This window comes from Gardnerella massiliensis, assembly GCF_003408845.1.
GTDB lineage: Bacteria > Actinomycetota > Actinomycetes > Actinomycetales > Bifidobacteriaceae > Bifidobacterium > Bifidobacterium vaginale_H.
Genome location: NZ_LRTV01000009.1, coordinates 62,685 through 85,596, shown reverse-complemented (window position 1 = coordinate 85,596; position 22,912 = coordinate 62,685). Strand labels below are relative to the sequence as shown.

The window sequence follows — 22,912 nt, the reverse complement described above, 5'->3', positions numbered from 1 at the left end:
CTCCACGGTTATGTAGGTCAAAAGTTGCAAGCCCACAGCCTTGTTCCCAGCGAAATACCAAGTTAATTTTGGAACTACCACCGGACGTATTCGGGACGTATAAGTAAGCGTCAATAATTTGGCAATTCTCCTCGGCAATGGGGGTGCGTATACTGAAAAATTGTGAGCACAGTAGATAGTAATGCAAATAGTAATGACGACAACGACAAGCCGGAAATTCTTTCAACAGGTCATATAGTCGGCAAGCCTTCTGGACGCTTCCACACGCACGCTATTCCGCTCGATATGGACGATGTTGAGCAAGACTGGGACAAGCCGGTTACGGAGGCTTGCATAGCTGCTAAGTCAAGCATTATTATTCGCGTCGGCGCACTCGGCTTGGGTGCTGGAACCGGAAGCTACCGCGTTCGCGAGCTTATGCACCGAATTGGCGAACCAATGGGCGTGCATGTGCGAGCAAACGTAAATCTCACCGACATTGAGGCGACTTGCACCGATAAGCATGAGCGTATTACCGAAGTTGTCGATCTTCCAACTACTGGCGTAAACACTGAGCGCATTTGGCTTCTGGAACATTTTGCAGACTGGTTTAACGTAAAGCTTGGCAACGATTCTCTATACCATTCCAAAGCGGCTGTTTCTAAGGAATTAGTGGACACCCTCCAGGAAAGCGACGTGGAGCGCGATATTGTACAAACCGCTAAGCAATCAGAAGAGCACGCTGCAAAAGTAGCGGAAAAGCAGGCTTTACAAGAGGCGATTCAAAAGGAAAAGCCGCGGGGAATTTTTGCTTTACAGCCGGAAAGCGCTTATACGGAACATTTTTCTCACATTCAGCGCACAAACGGCAAGAATGCAGATGCCGGCGAACGTGACACCGACAGTCCTCTTACTGTTCGCGAAGTGCACGACCGCCTCGATTTGATTAAAAATCGTAAACCGCTGTACAAGCCTTGGTTTGCCGGACTTGCGTCTGCAGTTGCTTGTGCTTCCTTCGCCTTTTTGCTTGGCGGTGGCCCTTACGACATGATTGGCGCTTTTATTGGCGCAGGAATTGGCCATTATATCCGTCGCCGCATGTTTATGCATCATCTCAATCAGTTTGTGGTGACGTTCGTGGCGGTTGCTATTGGTGCGCTTTCGTGTATCGGTTCGTTGCATTTAATTGGTTGCTTTGATCCAAGCGCATTAAATCACACAACAGCATATATTGGTTCAGTTTTGTTTGTTATTCCTGGCTTCCCGCTTATTACAGGCGGCTTGGATATTGCAAAAATAGATTTCCCTTCCGGAATCCAACGTTTGTGTTACACGCTTGCGATTATTTTGATGGGTACGCTCGCTGGTTGGATGGTTGCAAGTCTTGTACAGCTTAATCCTCAAGGTTTCCCTCCGCTCGGGTTAAACCCTTGGCTTAATGCGGTGTTGCGACTTATTACTGCGTTTGCCGGCGTGTGGGGCTTCTCTGTGCTGTTTAATTCTCCACAACGCATGTGTTTTGTTGCTGGCATTATTGGTGCTATTACTGATACGTTGCGATTAACTATGACAGACTTTGGTGTTGCTGCAGAAATTGCTGCTTTTAGCGGGGCTTTACTTGCGGGATTGTTGGCTTCTGCATGGCGATCCATCGTAAGACATGGCTGGGCACCTCAGTACTTGGGGTATCCTCGAATAGGTCTTACTGTTCCGTCGATTGTGATTATGGTTCCGGGACTTTATATGTATCGTGCGATGTTTTATCTCGGTCAATTCAACACACTTCCAGCGTTGGATTGGACTTTCCGCGCGTTTATGGTGATTATTTGTTTGCCAATTGGTCTTGCAGTTGCGCGAGTTATTACAGATAAAAGTTGGCGTTACGACGTGTGATTTTCTAAATTTCAGTTCATCAATTTTCAACAAACAAGCCGCTTACAAGTTTTCTTGCGAGCGGCTTTATTGTTTATTAATTTGCTTACTAAATTTTAATTAGTACTTCTAGTACCTCTAGTACTTCATTCCCATTGCTTCACGAACTTGATTAAGCGTTTCCTCGGCGATAGCGTTGGCGCGCTTGTTACCATCGTGCAAAACGTCACGAATACTATCCATATCTTTTGCTAATTCTGCGCGACGCTCACGGTGTGGAGCTAAGAAATTATTTACGTTCTCGATTACGTACGCTTTCAACGCGCCGGCACCAGCGTTACCAATTTCTTCCGCAATTTCTTTAGGATCCCTTCCAGTTACCAAACCCGCAGTAGTAAGAAGTGCCGAAACTTGCGGACGAGCAACTGGGTCAAAAGTAATCATGCGTTCAGAATCAGTTGGACTTTTCTTAATTAGTTTCGCCGTTTCTTCAGCAGTAGCTCCCAACATAATCGAGTTGCCGTAAGATTTGCTCATCTTGCGACCGTCCAAACCTGGAATTTCAGGCGCGTCGGAAAGAATAGCGGAAGGCTCCGGGAATACTGGATTCTTCTTTGCGTAGCGTTCGTTAAATCGGCGAGCAATCGTGCGAGTAATTTCAACGTGCGGCAAATTATCTTTACCAATTGGCACAACATTTGCCTTGCAGAACAAAATATCGCAAGCCTGATGCACCGGGTACGTAAGAAGCAAGCCGGTTAAAGCGTGTCCTGAAGATTCCATTTCCGACTTTACTGTAGGATTTCTGTGCAATTCCGCTTCGGTGACCAGTGAAAGGAACGGGAGCATAAGTTGATTTGCAGCAGGCACCGCTGAGTGCGTAAAAATCATGGTTTTTGCTGGGTCAATACCAGCAGCCATGTAATCGAGCACCAAATTCAACACATTATCTTCAATGTGTTCCGTAGTATCACGATCAGTAATCACTTGATAGTCAGCGATAATAATATTGGTTTTTACGCCACGTTCCTGCATGGCGACACGCTCACGAATTGAGCCGAAATAATGTCCTAAATGCAAACGTCCCGTTGGACGATCGCCGGTGAGCATAGTAAATACCGAAGGTTTAGTTTTTAATTTTTCTAAAGTAGCGTCTGAACGCTTACGTGCTGCGAGAAAACTTGCGCTCATTTCGTTACCAACAGCTGTTACCTGCGCTTCTTCTGCCATTTCCAACTCCTTACGTACGCGTATTTTTACGCCGAAAATATGGCTTTTATGGTAAAAGTTTACACAGACAATGCACTCGGTTGCGGTTAAGTGGTACGCTCTTGTGTGATGAACTGATTGTTACGGTAATTTTTAGAGGGGGTCAGATGGGCCGCGGACGACAGAAGGCAAAGCAACAGAAAATTGCCCGTAAGCTCAAGTACCTGACGACCGATACGGATTATGTCGAGCTTGCTAAGGAACTCAACTCTAGCGAACCCGGACAAGGATCCTTCGATCCATTTGCGTCGAGCGAAAGCTACGAGGAGGATACGTATCTTCCAGAGCAAGATAGCACCAATCAAACGGATGCTACTGCTGACGTTTCAGACGATGATGATTTAGACGAATATGCTAAGTGGGCCGCTGAAGCAGCTGCTAAAGCTGTGAGTAATGAAAATTCTGCAGCTCATACGGGCGCACACGCTCCTGTGCATCATCACATTCCTATGCCAGTGCCGAGCTTCATGCACAAGCATGACAAATAAAGCATTAGCTTGCGAATTTTTTAATTTCTTATAAAACTTACGTACCCTGGGTGTGCAGTACTGCCCCCAGGGTATTTGTGTTTGGTTGGCGTTACGCGCGTTACATAAAAATCTGAGCAAGCGGCAAATGTTCCGCAAAACCGCAAAAGCAACGACAAGACTTTCAACCAGAGACACGCGCGCAGAAAGAGTACTGCGCGATGGTCTGAAGAACGGGATTAAGAGACCCTAACGCAGCGCGCTGACTGCACGCGTGTCCGAAGAACAGGATTAAGAGACCCTAACGCAGAACACAATCTGCACGCGTGTCCGAAAAACAGGATTAAGAGACCCTAACGCAGAACACAATCTGCACGCGGGTCCGAAAAACGGGATTAAGAGACCCTAACGTAGCGTGCCGACGAAAATCCCCAGCATTTTACAGCGGCAGAATATCACTTAAATCGTCTCGTTCTCCACACGCACTTATGTTGCCTGCTTGCTTTTCTTGATTCCAACTTGTGATACCGCAAGAAAGTCTTAACCAAACTTCCGGATCGAGCTCAATAACGTCTGGAGGCGTAAGATTGTGCGGATCGGAGGCGGGGCCTTCTAAAATTTTCACGGCTCCCCAAGGAGCAACCCGAACTTCCACCCCCGTGCCAGGTGCCTTATTTTCAAGCAAGTGCAAAGAATATCTCACAGCTAAAGCAACGTCCGCAGGCGCAATCTGTACAACACTGCTACTTATTTGCATTTGCTCAATACCAGAATTACATATTTTTAATGCTGCTTCATGCCAAGATAACCAAGCGCGCTTCCCTCGCTCTATATCTCGTTCAAGTATTACTGCCATTCTTTCATTATCTTCAATGCAACATACTTTATCTTCAACGCAACATACTTTCGAAAAGTACATTTGTAATAAGTCGTTATATACCAATTAATTAAATTAATTAAAGGACTTGGGGTTGTGGTATCGTCGAAAATATCGTGTGCATTCACGCCTTTTTGTAGTTATCTGCAAAAGTTACCTACAACACGGCATTGATTTAATTGCCTAAACAAAGTTTCAGGCTGCACACTTTTTAGGAAATATAACAAACGGCACAAGGAGTCAAATATGACTAAACACGTCGCGCCGAAAGCTAAAACTACTGCGACGGCATTTGCCAAAGAACTTCAAGAGCATCTCAAGTACACCCAGGGTGTAACGCCAGAGCAGGCCACTACGGCAGATGTGTATGTTGCCGCTGCTACCGCAGTTCGTCGTCACTTGATGGACTCTTGGATGCAGACACAGCATGACATGATTAATGGTAATACCAAGGCTGTTGGCTATTTGAGTGCAGAGTTCTTGATGGGCAAGCAGCTTGAGAATGCTTTGTTGAACGCTGGTCTTACTGATCAGTTCAATAAGGCTGTTACTAAGCTTGGTTTCGATCCAAAGGCTGTTATCGACGCCGAGTATGAGCCAGGTTTGGGTAACGGCGGTTTGGGTCGTCTCGCAGCATGCTTCATCGACTCACTCGCTTCTATTGGTGTGCCAGCATTCGGCTACGGTATTCAGTATCGTTACGGCATCTTTAAGCAGCGCTTTAATGAAGAAGGTAAGCAGGTTGAAACCCCTGATTACTGGTTGAGCAATGAAGAGCCATGGGGCCACATTGATTATGGTCGTGACCAGCGCGTCAACTTCGGCGGTGAAGTTGTAGAAGAAAATGGCAAACGCGTGTGGAAGCCAGCTTGGTCTGTTCGTGCAGTACCAGTTGATTACATGGTTCCAGGCTACAATTCTGGCCGCGTAAATACTCTTCGTTTGTGGACTGCTAAGTCTTACGATGAGTTTGATTTGCTCACTTTCAACAAGTCTGAGTACTTGGATGCTGTGAAGCCACAGGTTGCAGCAGAAAACATTTCTAAGATTCTTTACCCAGAAGATTCCACTCCAGAAGGTAAGGCTTTGCGTCTCGAGCAGCAGTACTTCTTCGTAGCTGCTTCTATTCATGACGCCATCCGCGTGTTCTACCCAGGTCAGGATAAGCCGGATCTCACTACCTTCCCAAGCAAGATTAACTTCCAGTTGAACGATACTCACCCAGTTATCGGTATTCCAGAGCTTATGCGCGTTCTTATGGACGAGTACGGCTACGATTGGAACACCGCTTGGGGTATCACCACTAAGACCTTCAACTACACTTGCCACACTTTGCTTCCAGAAGCTTTGGAAGTTTGGCCAGCCAAGCTTATTGGCGAACTTTTGCCACGTCACCTTGAGATTATTCAGGGTATTAGCGAGCAGTTCCGTAACGAGCTTCGCGGCAAGGGTGTTGCCGAGGATCAGGTTGAGCGTATGCGTATCGCTACCGACGCTGATGAAAATGGCGAAGGTGCTGTAGTTCGTATGGCTTACTTGGCTACCTACGGCGGCTCTTACGTTAACGGCGTTGCTGAGCTTCACTCTGAGCTTTTGAAGGATGTCACGTTGAAGGACTTCTCCAGCGTGTACCCAGATAAGTTCAAGAACGTTACTAACGGCGTCACTCCTCGTCGCTTCGTGCGTTTGAGCAACCCACGTATGTCTGCTCTTATTACTGAGGGCTTGGGCACTGACGCATGGCAGGGTGATTTGGAGCTTCTCGAAGGTTTGAAGCCATTGGCTGACGATCCATCCTTCGTAAAGAAGTTCGCTAAGGTCAAGCAAGAGAACAAGCTTGCCTTCGTTGATTTCGCAAAGCAGAAGTATGGCTTCGAAATCAACCCGGACACCATGTTCAACACCATTGTTAAGCGTTTGCACGAGTACAAGCGCCAGTCCATGAAGATTCTCCAAGTTATCTCCACATACGCTGGAATCAAGAATGGCACGATCGACGTCGACAAGATGCTTCCACGCACCGTGTTCTTCGGCGCTAAGTCTGCTCCAGGCTATGCTATGGCAAAGCTCACGATTCAGCTCATTAACAATGTTGCTCGCGTGGTGAATAACGACCCAGCATGCAAGGGCAAGCTCGCTGTGTTCTTCCCACCAAACTACAACATCGAGTTGGCTATGAACTTGATTCCTGCCACCGATTTGGATGAGCAGATTTCTCAGGCTGGTAAGGAAGCTTCCGGCACCGGTAACATGAAGTTCGCTTTGAACGGTGCTTTGACTGTTGGTACCCTCGATGGTGCAAACGTTGAGATTCGCGAGCGCGTTGGCGCTGAGAACTTCTTCCTCTTCGGCATGACCGTTGACGAAGTTGATAAGCTCTACGCTGAAGGCTACGATCACGGCGGCTCCCGCAAGTACTACGAGTCTGATCCTCGCTTGAAGACCGCTGTGGATATGGTTGCTGACGGCACCTTCTCCAACGGCGACAAGAGCGTGTACGAGCCACTCGTCAACGATTGGCTTACCCACGATTACTTCATGGCAATGGCTGACTTCAGCTCTTACATGGATATTCAGGCTCAGATTGAGGAAACTTACCGCGATCCAATGAAGTGGGCTCGCATGGCAGTTTTGAACGTAGCCAACTCTGGTTACTTCTCTTCTGACCGCTCTATCGAAGATTACCTCGATCGCATTTGGCACACTGGCGCTTTGCCAGCACACGTCGCTGAGTGAGCATAGAGGTAGCGTTGTAATCGCTTAAATAAAGGCGGAGGCTGTTGATTCAGCTTCCGCCATTTTTTATCTAAAAAAATATTAATATAAATAAGAGGCAACTACGCGTGTGCGCAACCGCCTCTTATTTCTAAAGTTATTAAAGCAACTACTGCTGTTCTAAAGCCTCTATTTGAAGCTTACGTTTTGTTGAAGATTCCTTTTTAAGCTTCTGCAGCAGGAGCGTCTTTTTCTTCCTTCTCTTCTTTTTCTAATCCTAAATCGATTGGTGAAGAGCTGTTCTCCCATGGCTGCTCCCATGGATCGTAATCAGGATTGTGCTGCTTATATACATACAGTGCAGCAATGCCTGCGAGCAGTGCTCCGAAGAGCAGTGCAAAGAACTTCCAACCGCCAGAGGACCTGTTCTCCATGATGGCTCCTTTCGTTAAGCTGACCTGCTCGTCCAAGTCAACGATTCTTATCGCGTTTTGACGCGTATCTACTATCATAGTTGCTTTTTAGTACCATCGCATCTTTTTGTAAGTAATGTTTGTGACTATTTTTCGTAAACTTTTAAAACGCCATCAGTGCGCCACAAATGTGAAGCAAAACAGATACTATATTGATATGCACAATTTGGATATAAAAAATTTCTTACAACGCTTCAAACTTCGCTGCAACACTATTACAGCGGTTCTTATATACGCTTGCGTAGCTGTGTGGGTTGTGGAAATACTCTTACATACTTTTGCACCTAACACATATTCTCTGCTGATAGAGTACACCGCTTTCGCACCAGTAACAGCGCTTGTGACACCTTGGACTTGGTTCACGTCAATGTTTGTACACGCGCCAAACATTACACATATTTTCTTTAATATGCTTTGCTTGTGGTCCCTTGGGGCAGAGTTGGAACGTTTCTTTGGCAAGTGGAAGTTCCTCGGTTTATATGTGATTTCTGCCCTCGGTGGCGACGTTGCTGACATTATATGGTGCAGTTTGACTCATAATTGGTTTGTTGTGTCTTATGGCGCTTCAGGAGCCATAATGGGACTTATTGGTGCACTGTTGGTTGCGCAATGGCGGCTTGGCGAAAATATGAGAGGCACGTTGCTCTGGATTGCGATTACTCTTGCTATGCCTCTTGTTATTCCTAATATTGCTTGGCAGGCACATGTCGGTGGTTTATTAGTTGGTACAGTTCTTGCAGCTTTGCTTGGCACGCATAATAGGCTTCTTGAAAAAGCTTCCTTTAATACGCGTTTCTTAACGTATTTTGTTTCGATTTTTGTGATTCTCGTCGCTTGTGCAGTGTTCTGCTTGAGTTGGACATTGTAGCTAAATTACACGCGTGTAGTTTTCCACCATTGTGTACAGCAGTGTGGATAACTTGGGTATAAGTTGGGCATAAGATGCTAACAACTACTCAAGTTATCCACATACTTAGTCACAAACGTTGATAACTTGCCTTTCTTGAACGCGTGTATAAGTGTATAACAGTTATCCACAATTTACTGCCCGCTGTGTAATTCTTCTTGCTTTTGTCTTAAATTTCTACACCTTCATGAACAATAAAAACCATGCCTGTTCTTCAAAATCCTCCCGCTATTCAGCCAGCTAACGATTCCACGATTGCGTTTATTAAAGAAAATGCGAAAGCAAATCCAAATAATGCTGCTCTTAAAGCACCACGCAACGCAGGTATTGATGTTCCTTTTGCAATAAATCAAATCGCAGGCAAACAAATAGCCCTTCAAAAACTGCCAAAATGGGCATCCTGCGAAGATATTATATATCCGGCACATATATCTATGGAACAATGCTCTTCGCAAGCCACAGCGCAATATAAAGCTAATATTGCACGAAAATTACTTAGTGAGCTGCATGAAGAAAATACTTCGAGCACTCTTGTTGATCTTACATGCGGATTTGGCGTCGATTGCACAATAATGTCTGAAGTTTTCGATTCCGCAATCTGCATTGAGCAACAAACTGAACTTTCTAGCATAGCGCAACATAACATGAAATCTTTGGGACTTTCACACGTTGCATGCTATAACAACAACAGTCTTGACGCACTGAACCACATTCCCAACGTAACGATGATATATGTTGACCCAGCTCGCAGGAATACACAGGGCGCACGCACGTACGCCATCGAAGATTGCACCCCCGATGTACTTGCTCTTAAAGGGAGTATGCTTGCAAAAGCTCAAATAGTGATGATTAAACTTTCACCGATGCTTGATTGGCACAAAACAGTAAGCGATTTCGGCGGCAACGTCTCGCAAGTACATATAGTTGCGCATAATAACGAATGCAAAGAACTACTGCTAATTATTGATGCGCATATTCATAACCAACTTTCAATACACTGCGTAAACGACAATCAGCGCACCACTATTAAAGCGTTCTACGATACCGTAACCAAGCAAGTTTCAACGCGTGCCGCACAATTATGCGACAGCACTGAAACCAGGCAGAGCAACGACTTACGCAATTGGCAACAATGGGCACAGTACGTTTACGAACCAAACGCAGCAGTTATGAAAGCTGGGTGCTTTGAATACTTAGAAGAACAATACAAGATCCAGGAAATTGGCCCTAACAGCCACGTTTGCATTGCTCGCGATTATTACGCTGATTTTCCGGGGAAAGTATGGAAAATTGAGAGCACGTGTAGCATGAACAAGCGCGACATAAAGCGAACGCTTGGCGATCTTACTCACGCAAATATTGTTACACGAAACTTTCCTATGCCGGCGGAAGTGCTGAAGAAACGTTTGCACTTACAGGACGGCGGAAATATTAGGCTTATTGCAACAACCGACAGCAATAAAGATCACGTGATTATTCGCGCAGGTTCCGTACAGCAATAATAGCGAAACACAAAATTCGCATATCGTAACTTTTCGTAACAATAAAAAAGTAGCCACACAAAACGCGCAGCTACTTTAATAAAATCGGTTCTAAATTAGCGTAATTGTATTAACGCCACCACATGGTCATTATGAATCCAACAAAAATTACTGTTAAACCAATAACCAAATTCCATACGCCAATGCCAGGAATTGGTAGAGCAGGATTCAGATAGTAAACAACCGCCCAAATTAAACCAACAATCATCAGCGTGCAGAACAGTGGCACAAACCATGCAGCATTAGCTTTAGTACCTTTGATGCTTTCCTCAACACGTCGCCTATTTTCTGCTTGACGCTGCATCATCTGCTGAATCTGTGGTGAAAGCGCCTCCTTATCAGCAGTAGCGTTCAACACAGCTTCAACCTCATCCATAGGCACGCCGTAAATATCATCATTCGACGTATCGCTCGTCTTTGCAGCGTCGTCAGCTGCAGTCGTGTGCAATTTTTCCTCAGCCATAACTGTAACTCTCCAATCAATCGGCTACACGCTATAATAGTGGTTACACTCGAACGCTGGAAGAACAGCTGAAAGAACAGCCGAAAGAATGAAGGCAAATTATGGTAAAACAGACCGGCAAACACGGCGCCCCACGCTCATTACTGGGCAGTTTTGCCGTTGCGATTGCTGTATTTCTTACCGGCTACTTGTTTGTTACCAACTTGCGTGTTAACAAAACCGCTTTCGTTACTTCCAACACGAGTCAAATGGTTGAGCTTAACTCTCAGCGCACTAAATCTTTACGAGAAGATATTAAATCTTTAGATTCTAAAATTAGTTTACTTAACAAAACTTTAGTAAGTAATACAAACGATAACGTGTCTTCTTCAGATACGGGAAGCAGTACAGTACTTCCGAAACTTCAAGGACCAGGTATTGTAGTTACTCTTAACGATTCCCCCTTGTGGAAAGGTGTAGTAAACGGTTCAGGAACTTCCGGCAATATTAACGATTACGTTATTCACCAGCAAGATATTGAATCTGTCGTAAACGCACTATGGCGAGGCGGTGCGGAAGCTATGACTATTCAAGATCAGCGAGTATTGTTCAATACTGCTGTAATCTGTATTGGTAACGTACTCATGTTGCAGGGACACCAGTACTCGCCACCATATAAAATATCTGCTATTGGCCCAGTAGACAATATGGTGAATGCTCTTAATACTTCACCAGCCATACGCACTTATAAAGAGTACGTAAGTTCGTTTGGACTGGGGTGGAAAGTAGAGAAGAAAGAGAATTTGCGTTTTCCCGAATCTTCAGTTTTGCTACAGCCGTTACAATACGCTACAGTATCTAAAGAACTAGGCAAGTAATACTATGGTTCAAGATCTTAATATGTCAACAAAGGAGTAGCGCATTATGCACTCTGCTAACGCACATGGGCGATATGCTAAGAATACTGGCTCTGGCTTTTGGCGCCAGGCTATCGGCGTTTTAAGTGAACTTCTAATTGCTTTTGCAATAGTTTGCGCACTATATGTCGCATGGCAAATGTGGTGGACAGGCGCTCAAGCCGAGCATACTCAGGTTGAAGCCCGTCAAACAACTTCATGGCATAATCCTAAAAGCGGCACTGAAGCTAAGATTGCTATGCCTCAAACAGGTGAACCTCCAAAACTTAATAAGGTCAAGTATGGTGAACTCTTAGCGCGTTTGTACATTCCGCGTTTTGGCAACCAGTGGGAACGTAACGTCGTAGAGGGCACAACACTAGAGATTTTAGGTATGCGTGGCGTAGGACACTACAGTGAAACCCAGCTTCCTGGAGAAATCGGTAATTTTGCGATAGCCGGTCACCGTAGTGGTTATGGACAGCCTTTAGGCGATGTTGATTTGTTGCAGCCTGGGGACGCGGTCGTAGTTCGTACTAAAGATTACTGGTTTGTGTACAAGTATGAGTCTCATAAAATTGTCACACCAGATCATGGTGAAGTTATTGCTCCAAATCCTGATAATCCTGGTGAGAAACCAACGAAGCGTATGCTTACTCTTACCACGTGTGAACCTAAGTACAGTGTTGCAACGCACCGCTGGATTAGTTACTCACAATTCGCATATTGGGCAAAAATTAGCGATGGCATTCCGAAAGAGTTGTCTACAATTGATGAGCAGGGCAATGTTAAGTTTATTAATAACGAACAGCAGTCTTTAGCTTCTCACCTTTCTTCATTAGTGCCAGTTATGCTTGTTGTTTGCGCTCTGTACATCGTATTTTTCGCAGCAGGCGCAATCGCTTGGCAATGGCCCGAACTTCGTGCCATACGCGCTGGTTCGAAGAAAAAGCCAGACTTCAGCATATTTGGTGGTCTTTTACGACTTCAGCCAGGCATAACCGCAATACGCTGGATTTTGGTATTGTTGATTTATTTTTTCATCGCAATGGCTCTTTTTCAGTGGATTTTCCCGTGGGCCGCAACAACAATTCCAATACTTCAGCAGATGTCTAACTACGCTACCACTGTCTGAACTATAAACGAGAATCTACTTTTAAGGCCTACAAGTTATATGCTTGTAGGCCTTAAAAATATGTACCATTGTAAGAAATAATCTTCCTACTCACCGTTTCATAAAACAGTTCTTTACCACCATACGAAACTTGGTGAGTAGGTTTCAACCTGTAACAATGAACTTAATTATTTTTTGCTGGAGCATCCGTCGTATCTGTTGGAGATGGAATACTACTTGCGCTAGCTCGTGTAGTTAAAGTAATCGCAGAACCTTTATCCACCTTGTTCCCGGATTCTTCTGACATTCCCGTAACAATGTCATCATCCTTGGCAATGGAATCAGATACCACTCGCAAACCCTTAGCTTCAAGTATCTTCTTAGCTTGCTTAAAGGTTATATTACCAACGTCAATGCGAGGCACTTCCACCTTTGGCGAACCTTGAGACACATACACAGTGATGGAGCTATGCGGTTTAACTGACGTTCCGGATGCAGGATTGATGCGCGTCACATTATCTTCAGGCACACTATCTGAATCCTCTTTCACAATATCCGCAGTAAAACCAAGATTTTGCAACTGACTTACTACAATATCCTTACTTTGACCAACAAGACCATCAGGAATCTTCGTTAAACCAGAAGCTATATACAGCGTAATAGGCGTTCCCTTATCTGCGAAGGAATCAGCATCAGGATCGGTACGCGTTACATGATTCTTTTTCACTTCGGAACTATCTTCAACGCGAACGCTTGCAATCTTAAAACCGGCGTGCTCAAGAATCTTACGAGCTTCTTCTTGAGATTTTCCGCTTACATCAGGAACGCGCGACGATTGCGGTCCCACAGAGAACCACACGGTAACCTTAGAACCAGAAGCTACACGCTCACCACCACGCGGAGACTGCTTAGTAAACGTACCTTCTGGCTGTGATGAGCGGTCATCTTCACGAATATCTGGTACCAATCCGAGTGCACGCAACTTTTCTCGAGCAGCATCCTGCGTAGTTGTTTCCATAAAGGTTGGCACAACAACGTCACCAGCCATACGACTGCGATTCAGCATAAACAGTATGCCGACAAGTACTAGAAGTGCTACTACAACTGCGGAAATAGAGCCTATTACTACACGCTTACGTCGTTTAGCTTGCATAGTAGCACGTTGAGCCGCTCTTGTACTCGGTTCGAAAGAAGCAACATTCGAGTTTTCAAACTGGCCCGTAATAGGATTAAATGACTGCGTTGCCGCAACATCTTCTACGCCCATGGCTTGTGTTGCTGCATTCTGCTCAGCCTGCTTGCGAGCTTTCATATTAGCTAAATCAGTCAGAGGATTAAACGCAGCGGCAACCGGTACTCCACCGTTCATAAACGCTAAAATATCGTTTTTAAATTCTGCGGCTGTAGCATAACGATTCTGACGATCCTTTGCCATAGCTTTAGCACAAATCTTGTCCCACATAACAGGCATTCCTGGCACAAGCGTACTCAGCGGAGTTGCAACTTCGGACACGTGCTGATATGCAATAGACACTGCGGAATCTCCAATAAATGGAGGTCGTCCAGTGAGCATCTCATACAATACGCACCCCGCAGAATACAAATCGGAACGCATATCCACTTGTTCGCCGCGAGCCTGTTCTGGCGACAAATATTGCGCCGTTCCCACAACACCCTGCGATTGCGTCATAGTGGTTGCGGAATCATCCAACGCACGCGCAATACCGAAGTCCATCACCTTCACCATGCCTTGCTCGGAAATCATAATATTTCCAGGCTTAATATCACGGTGAATAATTCCCATGTGATGCGAATATTCCAGAGCATTTAGCACGCCCAACATGACTTGTTCAGCGTCACGTTGGCTTAATGCCCCATTCATCTTCAAAATATCGCGCAGCGTTTTACCTTTAATGTATTCCATTACCAAATACGGAAGGCGCTCTTCTGTACCATTTTCTGCAATGACAGATTCTTCCCCGGAATCGTAAATATTTACAATATTAGGATTGTTCATTTGCGCAATCGCGTGTGCTTCCCTGCGGAATCTTGAAAGGAAGATTTCATCATTTGCCAGGTCAGAACGCATAATTTTTACAGCAACGGTACGTCCCAAGCGCTTATCTACTGCGACTCGCACCTCCGCCATGCCGCCGCGGCCGATAAGTTCACCTAATTCATATCGGCCATTCGCTAATGAGGTTGGCATTGTCGTACTCATTGCTGCTCCTTGCGATTATTGGTATTAAAAATATTAATAATATTAACTTGTGTTTGTGGCATGCTTTTAATACATCGTACCTGTTTAGGAACGGTAGCAATCATTCCTGTTGTGTTATTAAAAGCTGTTTGTTGATCAAGAAGTCTGCGTTCAATGCGCGATAATACTTTTGAAACAACAAGCGCGTCTTTTGGACGATCTTGAGGATCTTTTGCAAGCATAGACATAACAAACTGCCTTAATTGCAAATCAACTGTCTTCGGCAAAGGTGGCACAGGATCATTCACATGAGCAGCCGCAATATCTACGGGAGTGGCTCCCGTAAACGGCCTATGTCCGCATAATCCTTCATAAGCTACAACGCCTAACGAGTAAATATCGGATTGTGCAGTTGCTTGTTCTCCCTGGGCTTGTTCAGGAGAAATATATTGTGCAGTTCCTACTACCATGCCGTCTTGCGTAATCTGCTCTTGATCGTTTGAATAGGACACACCAAAGTCTGTTATTTTAACATTTCCAGTATCTGAAACCATAATATTTGCAGGCTTTACATCACGATGAATAACACCGTGAGAATGTGCTACAAAAAGACCACGCGCTGTTTGAATAAGAATAGGAAGCAGTCTAGTAGGTTCTATAACTTTCTCTTTATGATACAAATCTGCCAACGATTTACTTGGCACATATTCCATAATGAGGAAGCCAATTCCATCGTGCTCATAGTAATCAAATAAGGCCGCAATATTAGGATGCGCAAGGTTCGCAGAATTGTGCGCTTCAGCACGAAGACGACGCAACTTCGCTTCAACGTTTGAAGTATCAGTGCGCAACGCTTTAATGGCTACAATCCTGCCAAGCTGAATATCGAAGCCTTTCCAAACTTCTCCCATGCCGCCTTGTGCAAGACGACAGTCGAGACGATAACGATGATGAACTAACTGTCCTTCAACGAGTTTCATTGGGTAAGCGCCTCCTTCATCACTTGTCGCATAATTGGTCCTGCAACGTAGGTACCAAAAGTTGTTGCGTTATGAACGACTACTGCTATAGCTATTTTAGGATCTTCCGCGGGGGCAAATCCAATAACCCAACCATTTGCCGCCTGATTATACATTCCAATCTGTGCTGTACCAGTTTTCGCAGCAACGTGAATATTTGGTAAGGAAAGATTCATATTTTCTTTCGTGACCACAGCTTGCATCATAGTAGACAATTTAGCAGCATTATCAGCACTCATCGCCTGATTCATAACAGTCGGCTTTGTTTGTGATAACACAGACAAATCACTAGATCTAACACAGTCAACAAGCGTAGGTTTCATAAGGGTACCATTATTAGCGATAGCTGCAGCAACCATAGCGTTTTGCAGAGGAGTTAATTTAGCGTCACCTTGACCTATAGATTCCAGCGCTAATTTGTCAGGAGTTGGTTTCAGTGAGAATGTAGAGCTTACTGCGCGCAGAGGGAATCCTGTAGAGTCAGAACCATCTATTGTTGGAGAATCGAAGAATCCAAACTTTTTTGCTTGTTTTACCAACGCATCAACACCCAGAGCATTACCTAGCTGTGCAAAAGCAGTATTAGATGAGTAAGCTAAAGCATCTTCAAAGGAAATTTGTCCGTTCACTCCATTTCCTTGCGGACCAACATTAGTTAAAGCGGCACTTGTTCCAGGAAGAGTATAGCTTGCTCCGGCAGGAATTAACGTATTTGGTTGATATTTTCCGGACTCTAAAGCTGCGGCTGCAACAACCGTTTTAAACGTGGATCCTGGAGCATAAAGTTCGGAAATAGTGCGGTTTAGCATAGGATTCGCTATATCAGAAGTAATCTGTTCATACGAATTATTAACAGCATTAATATTGTGCAGAGCAAGAATATTCGGATCGTAACTTGGAGTGCTCACCATTGCGCGAATTCTTCCAGTTTTCGGCTCAATGGCAACTAAAGCACCGTCTTTGTCTTTAAGAAGATTGTAGGCAAGATTCTGTAAGCGTGAGTCGATAGAAGTTTCAATGGATGCTCCACGGTTAGCAACACCAGTAAACAGAGAACGAAATCTTTGCCAGAATAATGCGTCAGACTCACCACTCAGCAGGCTGTTACGCGACGCTTCAATGCCTCGATCAGCTCGCTGACTAATGGAGAAATACCCAGTAATTGGCGCATATACTGGACCATTAGCGTATTGTCTTTGATATACAAAAGCATCTTTTGAAGGATCAGATTTTGCTATAACAGTACCGTCAGCAGTAAGAATTGCACCTCGCGGCGCACCAAATTCATGATACAAAGCTCTTCTATTGCGTGGATCAGCATTTAATGCATTCGCATGAATAGCAGTAATAATAGTACTTGAAATTCCTAAAATTATAAACAGCACAACTACTGCAGTAAACAGTTCTCTCAGACTTTTATTCATGAATCTCACCTCGTTTCTCCACTGAAACGACTGACGAAGTGCTATTCTCTTTGTAATCATTCTTTTCGGAGGACGTTTGGGCACGCTCTTGTAACTCTCGTTCCCTCAACGCAGCTAACGCTTCATATTGGAAAGTATCAGAAACGACAGTAGATTCAGGCTTGTTTGCTGCGTGAGAAATAACAATAAGTAAGGCTGCAAGCAAATAATTTGCTACCAGCGAAGATCCTCCAGCTGCCATATATGGCATAGTTAAACCAGTGAGCGGAATAACCAACGTAATACCACCAACAACGGTAAAAACTTGAAATGCCATAGTAAAAACAAGTCCGGATGCCAACAGCTTGCCGAAACCATCTTTAATTTTCATTGCTGTAATCATGCCGGAAGCAATAATAATTAAATACAGCACAAGAACAGCAAGAAGACCTGTAAGACCAAGTTCTTCACCAACGGAAGCATAAATAAAATCTGAATTAGCTAACGGTGTTAACGAAGGGTGTCCTTGACCTAAACCAGTTCCCGTTGTACCTCCTGCAGCTAATCCAAATAATCCTGATACAATTTGTGCAGATCCGCCAGGGAAACGGTTATATATAGCGTTATCAAATGGGTGAAGCCACGCATCCACACGATACTGCACATGTGCAAATAGTTTTACTGCAACCAAGCATCCTACAATAAAGGCGACGCAACCAATCGCAAGCCATCCCTTGCGTCCTGTTGCCACATACAACATTGACACAAACATAGCAAAGAACATTAATGATGTTCCAAGATCATGCTGAACCACCAGCACACCCATTGAAGCAGCCCATACTAACGCAATAGGACCAGTATCTTTCAAACGTGGCAAGTGAACGCCTAATACTTTGTTTCCACCTACAGCAAGACGATCACGATGATTAAACAAGTACGCAGCAAAGAAGAAAGCAAGGAATAATTTAGCAAATTCCCCAGGTTGAATAGTGTGATTGCCAAAGCCTATCCAAATCCTAGCCCCACCAATTTCCTTACCTAAGCCCGGAATCATAGGTGAAAGCAGTAGTAGTAAGCCAATCACCATGTTGACGTACGAGAAACGTCTAAGTATACGATAATCTTGTAAAACTATTACAAAAATAATTGATAATACTAGTGCTACACAAACCCACACTAATTGTTTCATAGCAACGTTGGTATTGTTTTGCCGATCAATCCTAGCGATAAGAACGGTTCCAATAGCGGTGAGTAGCATAATACACGGCAATATGGCTTGGCTGGCATACGGTTGTTTTACTAGTAATACGCTCCAAAATACTAGGAATAATAGCACTACCAAGCACAGCATAACTACATAGTTGCTTGATACGTAGCCGTCTATTCGGAAGAACATTTGTAAGAATGCCATGCACGAAAGTAAGGTTGCAAAAAGAAGAAGCGCCATTTGACGTATACGCGTAACAATCATACTCATGAGGTTTTACCCTCCTGTCCCGCGTTATCGTGATTCTTATTTTGCTGTGAACGAACAACTTTCTTCTGTTGTTCTTCACGTCGCTTTTCTTGTGCTCTTGCACGCATTTCTCGAAGAATTAGAGCAGCATGACCACGTGCTTCAGCTAAACTGCCAAAACTGATGCCTTCACGCAACTGTTCTTGCCAAGACTTATCAAGTTTTTTTACACGAATATTAGTTGATTCAACTTCGTGAGATAAAGCAATGCCAAAGATATTTGTTGGTACACCTTGATAGATAACAACACGATCATTACCTTCACCAATGTAATACTGGGTTTGTGTCCACGCGTATACGCCATAACCGGCGGCGGACACAATCAGCAGACCTAGTAATACTGCTAAGGCAATTCCAATACGCGTCCAACGCCTACGTAAAGAGTGTGCGCGATGAGCCTCATCCTGCTCATGTTTCATAGCACGAGCTACATCCGGATCATGCGGATCTGTAGAAGTTTTACCATTTTTCTTAGTTACTATAGGAATTTCGTGAGTATCAGGATTATGCAACTCACCAGCTTCTTCTCGAATGTGAGAAGGCTGAACAATTCTTGTCACAGTAGCTGTTACATCAGAATTTTCATCATGATTATTATCTGCATTTTGAACTAAAGCAGCTGCACGCTGAGCTGGAGAATTTTTATCTTCTCTTAAAGCAGGAGATGCAGCAACAGCTTTGTTAATAATATCCGCTATTGATTCAAGATCTTGGCTTGCTGCCCCACCAATAAGTGGAGTTTGATGTGGTAAATCAAAAGCATCAGCATCAAGCGCCAACGTTGCATCAGCAATAACAGCAGTAACATTATCAGTGCTACCAGCCCGAAGAGCCATGGCAACTAACTTCTGTGCGCACTCTTCCTGATTAGAAACAGTGCTCATTACATCTTGTATAGTTGAGTCTTCAAGTACCCCGCATAATCCATCCGAGCACAACAGCCAACGATCAGAAGGATGAGCCATTCGTAAAGCAATATCAGGACGTGGATCAATATCAAAATCTCCCAAAACGCGCATTACAACATTGCGTTGAGGATGATTACGCGCTTCCTCAGGAGTGATATGTCCCATATCAATAAGATGTTGAACGTAGCTATGATCCGTTGTCATACGTATAAGATGATTATCTCTTAACAAATATGCTCTCGAATCACCTAAGTGCGCAAGTACCCAATATCCACAAACTAGCGTTACTGCGGTAACAGTGGTTCCCATTCCTGCAAGTCGGCGTTCTCTTTTAGCTTTACCAACAATGGCATCGTGAGCTGCCATAATAGATGTTTCCATCATTGCAGACACAGTTTTTATATCGTGTGGTCTTGAATCCTGCTCAATATGCGCGAGAGAACGAATGGCAATAGTGGAAGCAGTATCTCCTCCGGCATGACCTCCCATACCGTCACAAATAGCAGCCAAATGTTCACCAGCAAATGCGGAATCTTGATTGTTGCTTCGTACAGTTCCTACATCGCTCACTGCCGTAGCATACATAAACAGTATTTTTCCAACAGGTTCCACATAATCGGTTTGTTTAGAAACTTCGGATTGTATTGGCTGGATGTTGAGTTGCTCATTCATTTTCTCAACTTGCGTTTGAGAATCAGCGTTTGAATTGGATTGTGCCATATACTTACCTCAATTCAAACATGGTTGCGCCTATGCGTACCGAAGTACGAGGTTGCAACACTACAGGTTCGCTTACACGAGTATGGCCAATCATAGTCCCGTTAGTGCTACCTAAATCTTCAAGAACCCATGCGTGAACAGTTTGATTAAAGTACACGCGTGCATGGTGAGATGACACAAACTCATCATTTAATACGACAGTGTTGGAAGCAGCACGACCTAATGTAATGCCAGCAGCATTCAAAGGGAATGATGATCCAGCTAGCGGTCCATCAATAACAACGAGCAATGTAGGTTCCATTCCAGAATTTTCCGGAGCTGTAGAAGTTGAAACAGCCTGAGGAACCTGTAACTGTGCAGATGAAGGTGAAATTATCTCATGCGGTGAACGTCGAGATTTTTTATTCCAAAAATGGGATTTTTTAGGACTAAAAATTTCAATATCACAGCGAAGTGAACGAATAGCGCACCACACAAAAACCCATAGTAAGGCAAGAAAACCATACTTGAGTATTGCGAACGTTAATTCAGTGAACATCATGTGCGGTACGTCTCCTCAGTCAGAAATACTTACTACTCCTGGTCTTGAGACGATGCCCAATAAAGAATACGCGTACGTCCAATAGTGATCGTGTTACCGTCGACTAATGTTGCTGCAGGAACCTGATGTCCCTCTACATACGTGCCGTTGGTGGAACCGAGATCGCGAGCAATAACACCATCAGTGGTGATATCAATACCGAGATGATGACGAGAAATGCCTGGATCATCAATAACAATGTCACATCCAGATCCACGACCTAAAATAGTGCGTTCCTTGGTGAGCAAATATTGGTTTCCATTAATCTCCAACATAGGATGATTCTGTTGTTGATTATCAGTGGTGACAGGTACAGCGTTTCCTTGTACTGATTCGGAAGTTAAGTGGAAGTTACCTTTGGTTAACTCTAAATCTTCCTCAAAAATAACAACTACAGGTCCAACGAATGCGTAATGCTGACTTTTTGCATATTGCGTAAGATTGTCGGCAAGTTCATTAGCTAACGCTTCACTACCCCATTGTTCAATGTGATCAAAATCCGGTGTGCTCAACTTAAAACGATATTCATTAGGAGCAACAGTGTGATCACGCCCAATAGGCATGGCTTCAGCATCAATTTCACGTTCCAAAGCACTCGAAAAATCAACTGGCTGCAAATCTTTAGAGCCGAATTTTGCGAAGACGCCGTTCATTGCACCTTCCACGCTCTTCTCAAATCGGTCAAGCACACTCATGGTAAACCCTTTCTATCTGTTCATCATAGTACTCGTCACCGGGTACGGTGTTCAACTCTCACATTACATGTTTTATACTTATACTCTATTTTTTACTTTTACTTCCACAAGATTAGCGTGCGTGTACGTTATTGTGCGTGTACTCTTAACAATTATGACGCAAAAAAATAACAGCAATCATGGCGGATTGTTGGCACTAGCACACAATACCGCTACTATTTTTACCATAATACTTGCTCTTGTTGTACCTTGCTTTGGTAAGGCTTTTCTTGTGACAAGTAAGGAGCGCGCTTACGAAAGCACAATTGTTGCTTGGTTTCATAATAGCGTTCCTTCATTTTTACTTACTTTTTCCAAAATTATTGCAGTAGTGTTTTCTACTAAAGGTTGTTTAATAATTTTACTTTTACTTGCCATAACTTCTTGGTTTATAAGTAGAAATTGGAAGATTACGCTTATTCAACTTTTTATTTCCTTAATTCCTATGGTTTATATTTTTGCGGTGAAATTTGCCGTTCATCGTCCTAGACCATATATAGGTCTAAAAATTAGCGTTCCTTCAGATCCAAGTTTTCCTAGCGGACACACTTCGGCAGCGGTTGCAGTGTGTGTGATGGCTATGCTCATTGTTTATATGGTTAAACCAGCTTTTATTCAGATTGGACTTCTTTTTAGCGCAATATTAGTTGTTATTGTTGCTATTTCACGACTTATTGTTGCTGCACATTTTCCAACTGACGTATTAACTGCTGCAATCATGTATCCTTTGCTTTCTATTTCCGTATTACGATCGTGTCAACGTCACCACTTGTATGTTGATCTTAGAGAAAATACGGAAGATACAGATATAAATACTGAAGATACAGATATAACAGAATTATCCTCAACAATGGAGTAATACAATGATGGATGGTTTTAAAAAGTTTATTTTACGTGGCAGCGTTATTGATATGGCTGTCGGTGTTGTTATGGGCAGTGCTGTTACTGCTGTAGTAACAGCAATAGTAAAACATATTATTAATCCTCTTATTGCAATGATTTGTGGAAAGACGGAACTTGATGGAGTACTTACTGTCACATTGAATGGCGCCACTATTTCTTTTGGAGCAGTAATTGGAGCTTTACTTAACTTCCTTATTATTGCCACTGCAGTTTATTTCTGCATAGTTATTCCTATTAATAAGTTGCGTGAGCTTGGCGTCAATTTGTTACAAATTGAACACGAAAAAACTGAGGAAGAAAAACGCAAAGAACGCGAAGAAAAAACTATTCAACTTTTGCAAGATATTCGCGATGAAATAGCTCGTCGTTAACATATA

Annotated in this window: 20 protein-coding genes; 9 read left to right on the top strand and 11 right to left on the bottom strand. The window is 43.8% G+C overall.

The window, feature by feature from the left end; all coding sequences use genetic code 11:
• Positions 1-162: 162 nt before the first annotated feature.
• Positions 163-1,872, top strand: coding sequence for a threonine/serine exporter family protein (locus AXE77_RS05445; protein ID WP_116712477.1), 1,710 nt, complete (start codon positions 163-165; stop codon positions 1,870-1,872).
• 117 nt (positions 1,873-1,989) lie between these two features.
• On the opposite strand, the gene trpS is transcribed toward AXE77_RS05445, so the two are convergent.
• Positions 1,990-3,081: a tryptophan--tRNA ligase gene (trpS, locus tag AXE77_RS05440; RefSeq protein WP_116712476.1), complete on the bottom strand. Its 1,092-nt coding sequence runs from the start codon at positions 3,079-3,081 to the stop codon at positions 1,990-1,992.
• A 146-nt stretch (positions 3,082-3,227) separates the two neighbouring features.
• Here trpS and AXE77_RS05435 point away from each other — a divergent pair, with 146 nt between their 5' ends.
• Entirely contained in the window at positions 3,228-3,608 is a 381-nt protein-coding gene (locus tag AXE77_RS05435; protein WP_116712475.1) for a DUF3073 domain-containing protein, read from the top strand.
• Between the two features lie 418 nt (positions 3,609-4,026).
• On the opposite strand, the gene AXE77_RS05430 is transcribed toward AXE77_RS05435, so the two are convergent.
• Positions 4,027-4,443, bottom strand: a complete 417-nt coding sequence (locus AXE77_RS05430; protein WP_116712474.1) for a sterol carrier family protein — start codon at positions 4,441-4,443, stop codon at positions 4,027-4,029.
• A 267-nt stretch (positions 4,444-4,710) separates the two neighbouring features.
• Between AXE77_RS05430 and AXE77_RS05425 the strand changes: the two genes are divergently transcribed.
• Entirely contained in the window at positions 4,711-7,200 is a 2,490-nt protein-coding gene (locus tag AXE77_RS05425) for a glycogen/starch/alpha-glucan phosphorylase (RefSeq protein ID WP_116712473.1), read from the top strand.
• 203 nt (positions 7,201-7,403) lie between these two features.
• Here AXE77_RS05425 and AXE77_RS05420 read toward each other — a convergent pair whose 3' ends face one another.
• A complete protein-coding gene (locus tag AXE77_RS05420; protein ID WP_165846087.1) occupies positions 7,404-7,613 on the bottom strand; it encodes a hypothetical protein in 210 nt (69 codons plus the stop codon).
• A gap of 196 nt (positions 7,614-7,809) precedes the next feature.
• On the opposite strand from AXE77_RS05420, the gene AXE77_RS05415 reads away from it, so the two are divergent.
• Both AXE77_RS05415 and AXE77_RS05410 read left to right on the top strand, forming a co-directional pair.
• Positions 7,810-8,520, top strand: a complete 711-nt coding sequence (locus tag AXE77_RS05415) for a rhomboid family intramembrane serine protease (protein ID WP_116712492.1) — start codon at positions 7,810-7,812, stop codon at positions 8,518-8,520.
• A 242-nt stretch (positions 8,521-8,762) separates the two neighbouring features.
• Entirely contained in the window at positions 8,763-10,061 is a 1,299-nt protein-coding gene (locus AXE77_RS05410) for a THUMP-like domain-containing protein (protein WP_116712472.1), read from the top strand.
• 109 nt (positions 10,062-10,170) lie between these two features.
• On the opposite strand, the gene crgA is transcribed toward AXE77_RS05410, so the two are convergent.
• Positions 10,171-10,563 (bottom strand): cell division protein CrgA, encoded by a 393-nt coding sequence (gene crgA, locus AXE77_RS05405; protein WP_116712471.1) that lies wholly within the window; start codon positions 10,561-10,563, stop codon positions 10,171-10,173.
• Positions 10,564-10,664: 101 nt separating this feature from the next.
• Here crgA and AXE77_RS05400 point away from each other — a divergent pair, with 101 nt between their 5' ends.
• Together AXE77_RS05400 and AXE77_RS05395 are read left to right on the top strand one after the other, a co-directional pair.
• Positions 10,665-11,420: a DUF881 domain-containing protein gene (locus AXE77_RS05400; RefSeq protein ID WP_116712470.1), complete on the top strand. Its 756-nt coding sequence runs from the start codon at positions 10,665-10,667 to the stop codon at positions 11,418-11,420.
• A 46-nt stretch (positions 11,421-11,466) separates the two neighbouring features.
• A complete protein-coding gene (locus tag AXE77_RS05395) occupies positions 11,467-12,573 on the top strand; it encodes a class E sortase (protein ID WP_116712469.1) in 1,107 nt (368 codons plus the stop codon).
• Between the two features lie 163 nt (positions 12,574-12,736).
• Here AXE77_RS05395 and pknB read toward each other — a convergent pair whose 3' ends face one another.
• The 7 genes from pknB to AXE77_RS05360 are packed head-to-tail and all read right to left on the bottom strand — an operon-like array spanning position 12,737 to position 21,593.
• Positions 12,737-14,773 (bottom strand): Stk1 family PASTA domain-containing Ser/Thr kinase, encoded by a 2,037-nt coding sequence (pknB, locus tag AXE77_RS05390; protein ID WP_116712468.1) that lies wholly within the window; start codon positions 14,771-14,773, stop codon positions 12,737-12,739.
• A complete protein-coding gene (locus tag AXE77_RS05385; protein ID WP_116712467.1) occupies positions 14,770-15,732 on the bottom strand; it encodes a serine/threonine-protein kinase in 963 nt (320 codons plus the stop codon). Before AXE77_RS05385 ends, pknB begins: the two co-directional genes overlap by 4 nt.
• A complete protein-coding gene (locus tag AXE77_RS05380) occupies positions 15,729-17,195 on the bottom strand; it encodes a peptidoglycan D,D-transpeptidase FtsI family protein (RefSeq protein WP_116712466.1) in 1,467 nt (488 codons plus the stop codon). Before AXE77_RS05380 ends, AXE77_RS05385 begins: the two co-directional genes overlap by 4 nt.
• The gene (locus tag AXE77_RS05375) at positions 17,188-18,651 is read right to left on the bottom strand and encodes an FtsW/RodA/SpoVE family cell cycle protein (RefSeq protein WP_116712465.1); all 1,464 of its coding nucleotides are present in this window, start codon (positions 18,649-18,651) and stop codon (positions 17,188-17,190) included. Before AXE77_RS05375 ends, AXE77_RS05380 begins: the two co-directional genes overlap by 8 nt.
• The gene (locus AXE77_RS05370; RefSeq protein WP_116712464.1) at positions 18,648-20,318 is read right to left on the bottom strand and encodes a PP2C family protein-serine/threonine phosphatase; all 1,671 of its coding nucleotides are present in this window, start codon (positions 20,316-20,318) and stop codon (positions 18,648-18,650) included. Before AXE77_RS05370 ends, AXE77_RS05375 begins: the two co-directional genes overlap by 4 nt.
• 4 nt (positions 20,319-20,322) lie before the next feature.
• A complete protein-coding gene (locus tag AXE77_RS05365; RefSeq protein ID WP_116712463.1) occupies positions 20,323-20,859 on the bottom strand; it encodes an FHA domain-containing protein FhaB/FipA in 537 nt (178 codons plus the stop codon).
• A gap of 32 nt (positions 20,860-20,891) precedes the next feature.
• The gene (locus tag AXE77_RS05360; RefSeq protein WP_116712462.1) at positions 20,892-21,593 is read right to left on the bottom strand and encodes an FhaA domain-containing protein; all 702 of its coding nucleotides are present in this window, start codon (positions 21,591-21,593) and stop codon (positions 20,892-20,894) included.
• A 154-nt stretch (positions 21,594-21,747) separates the two neighbouring features.
• On the opposite strand from AXE77_RS05360, the gene AXE77_RS05355 reads away from it, so the two are divergent.
• Together AXE77_RS05355 and mscL are read left to right on the top strand one after the other, a co-directional pair.
• The gene (locus AXE77_RS05355; RefSeq protein ID WP_116712491.1) at positions 21,748-22,491 is read left to right on the top strand and encodes a phosphatase PAP2 family protein; all 744 of its coding nucleotides are present in this window, start codon (positions 21,748-21,750) and stop codon (positions 22,489-22,491) included.
• Between the two features lie 4 nt (positions 22,492-22,495).
• A complete protein-coding gene (mscL, locus tag AXE77_RS05350) occupies positions 22,496-22,906 on the top strand; it encodes a large conductance mechanosensitive channel protein MscL (protein WP_116712461.1) in 411 nt (136 codons plus the stop codon).
• The last annotated feature ends 6 nt before the right edge of the window (positions 22,907-22,912 follow it).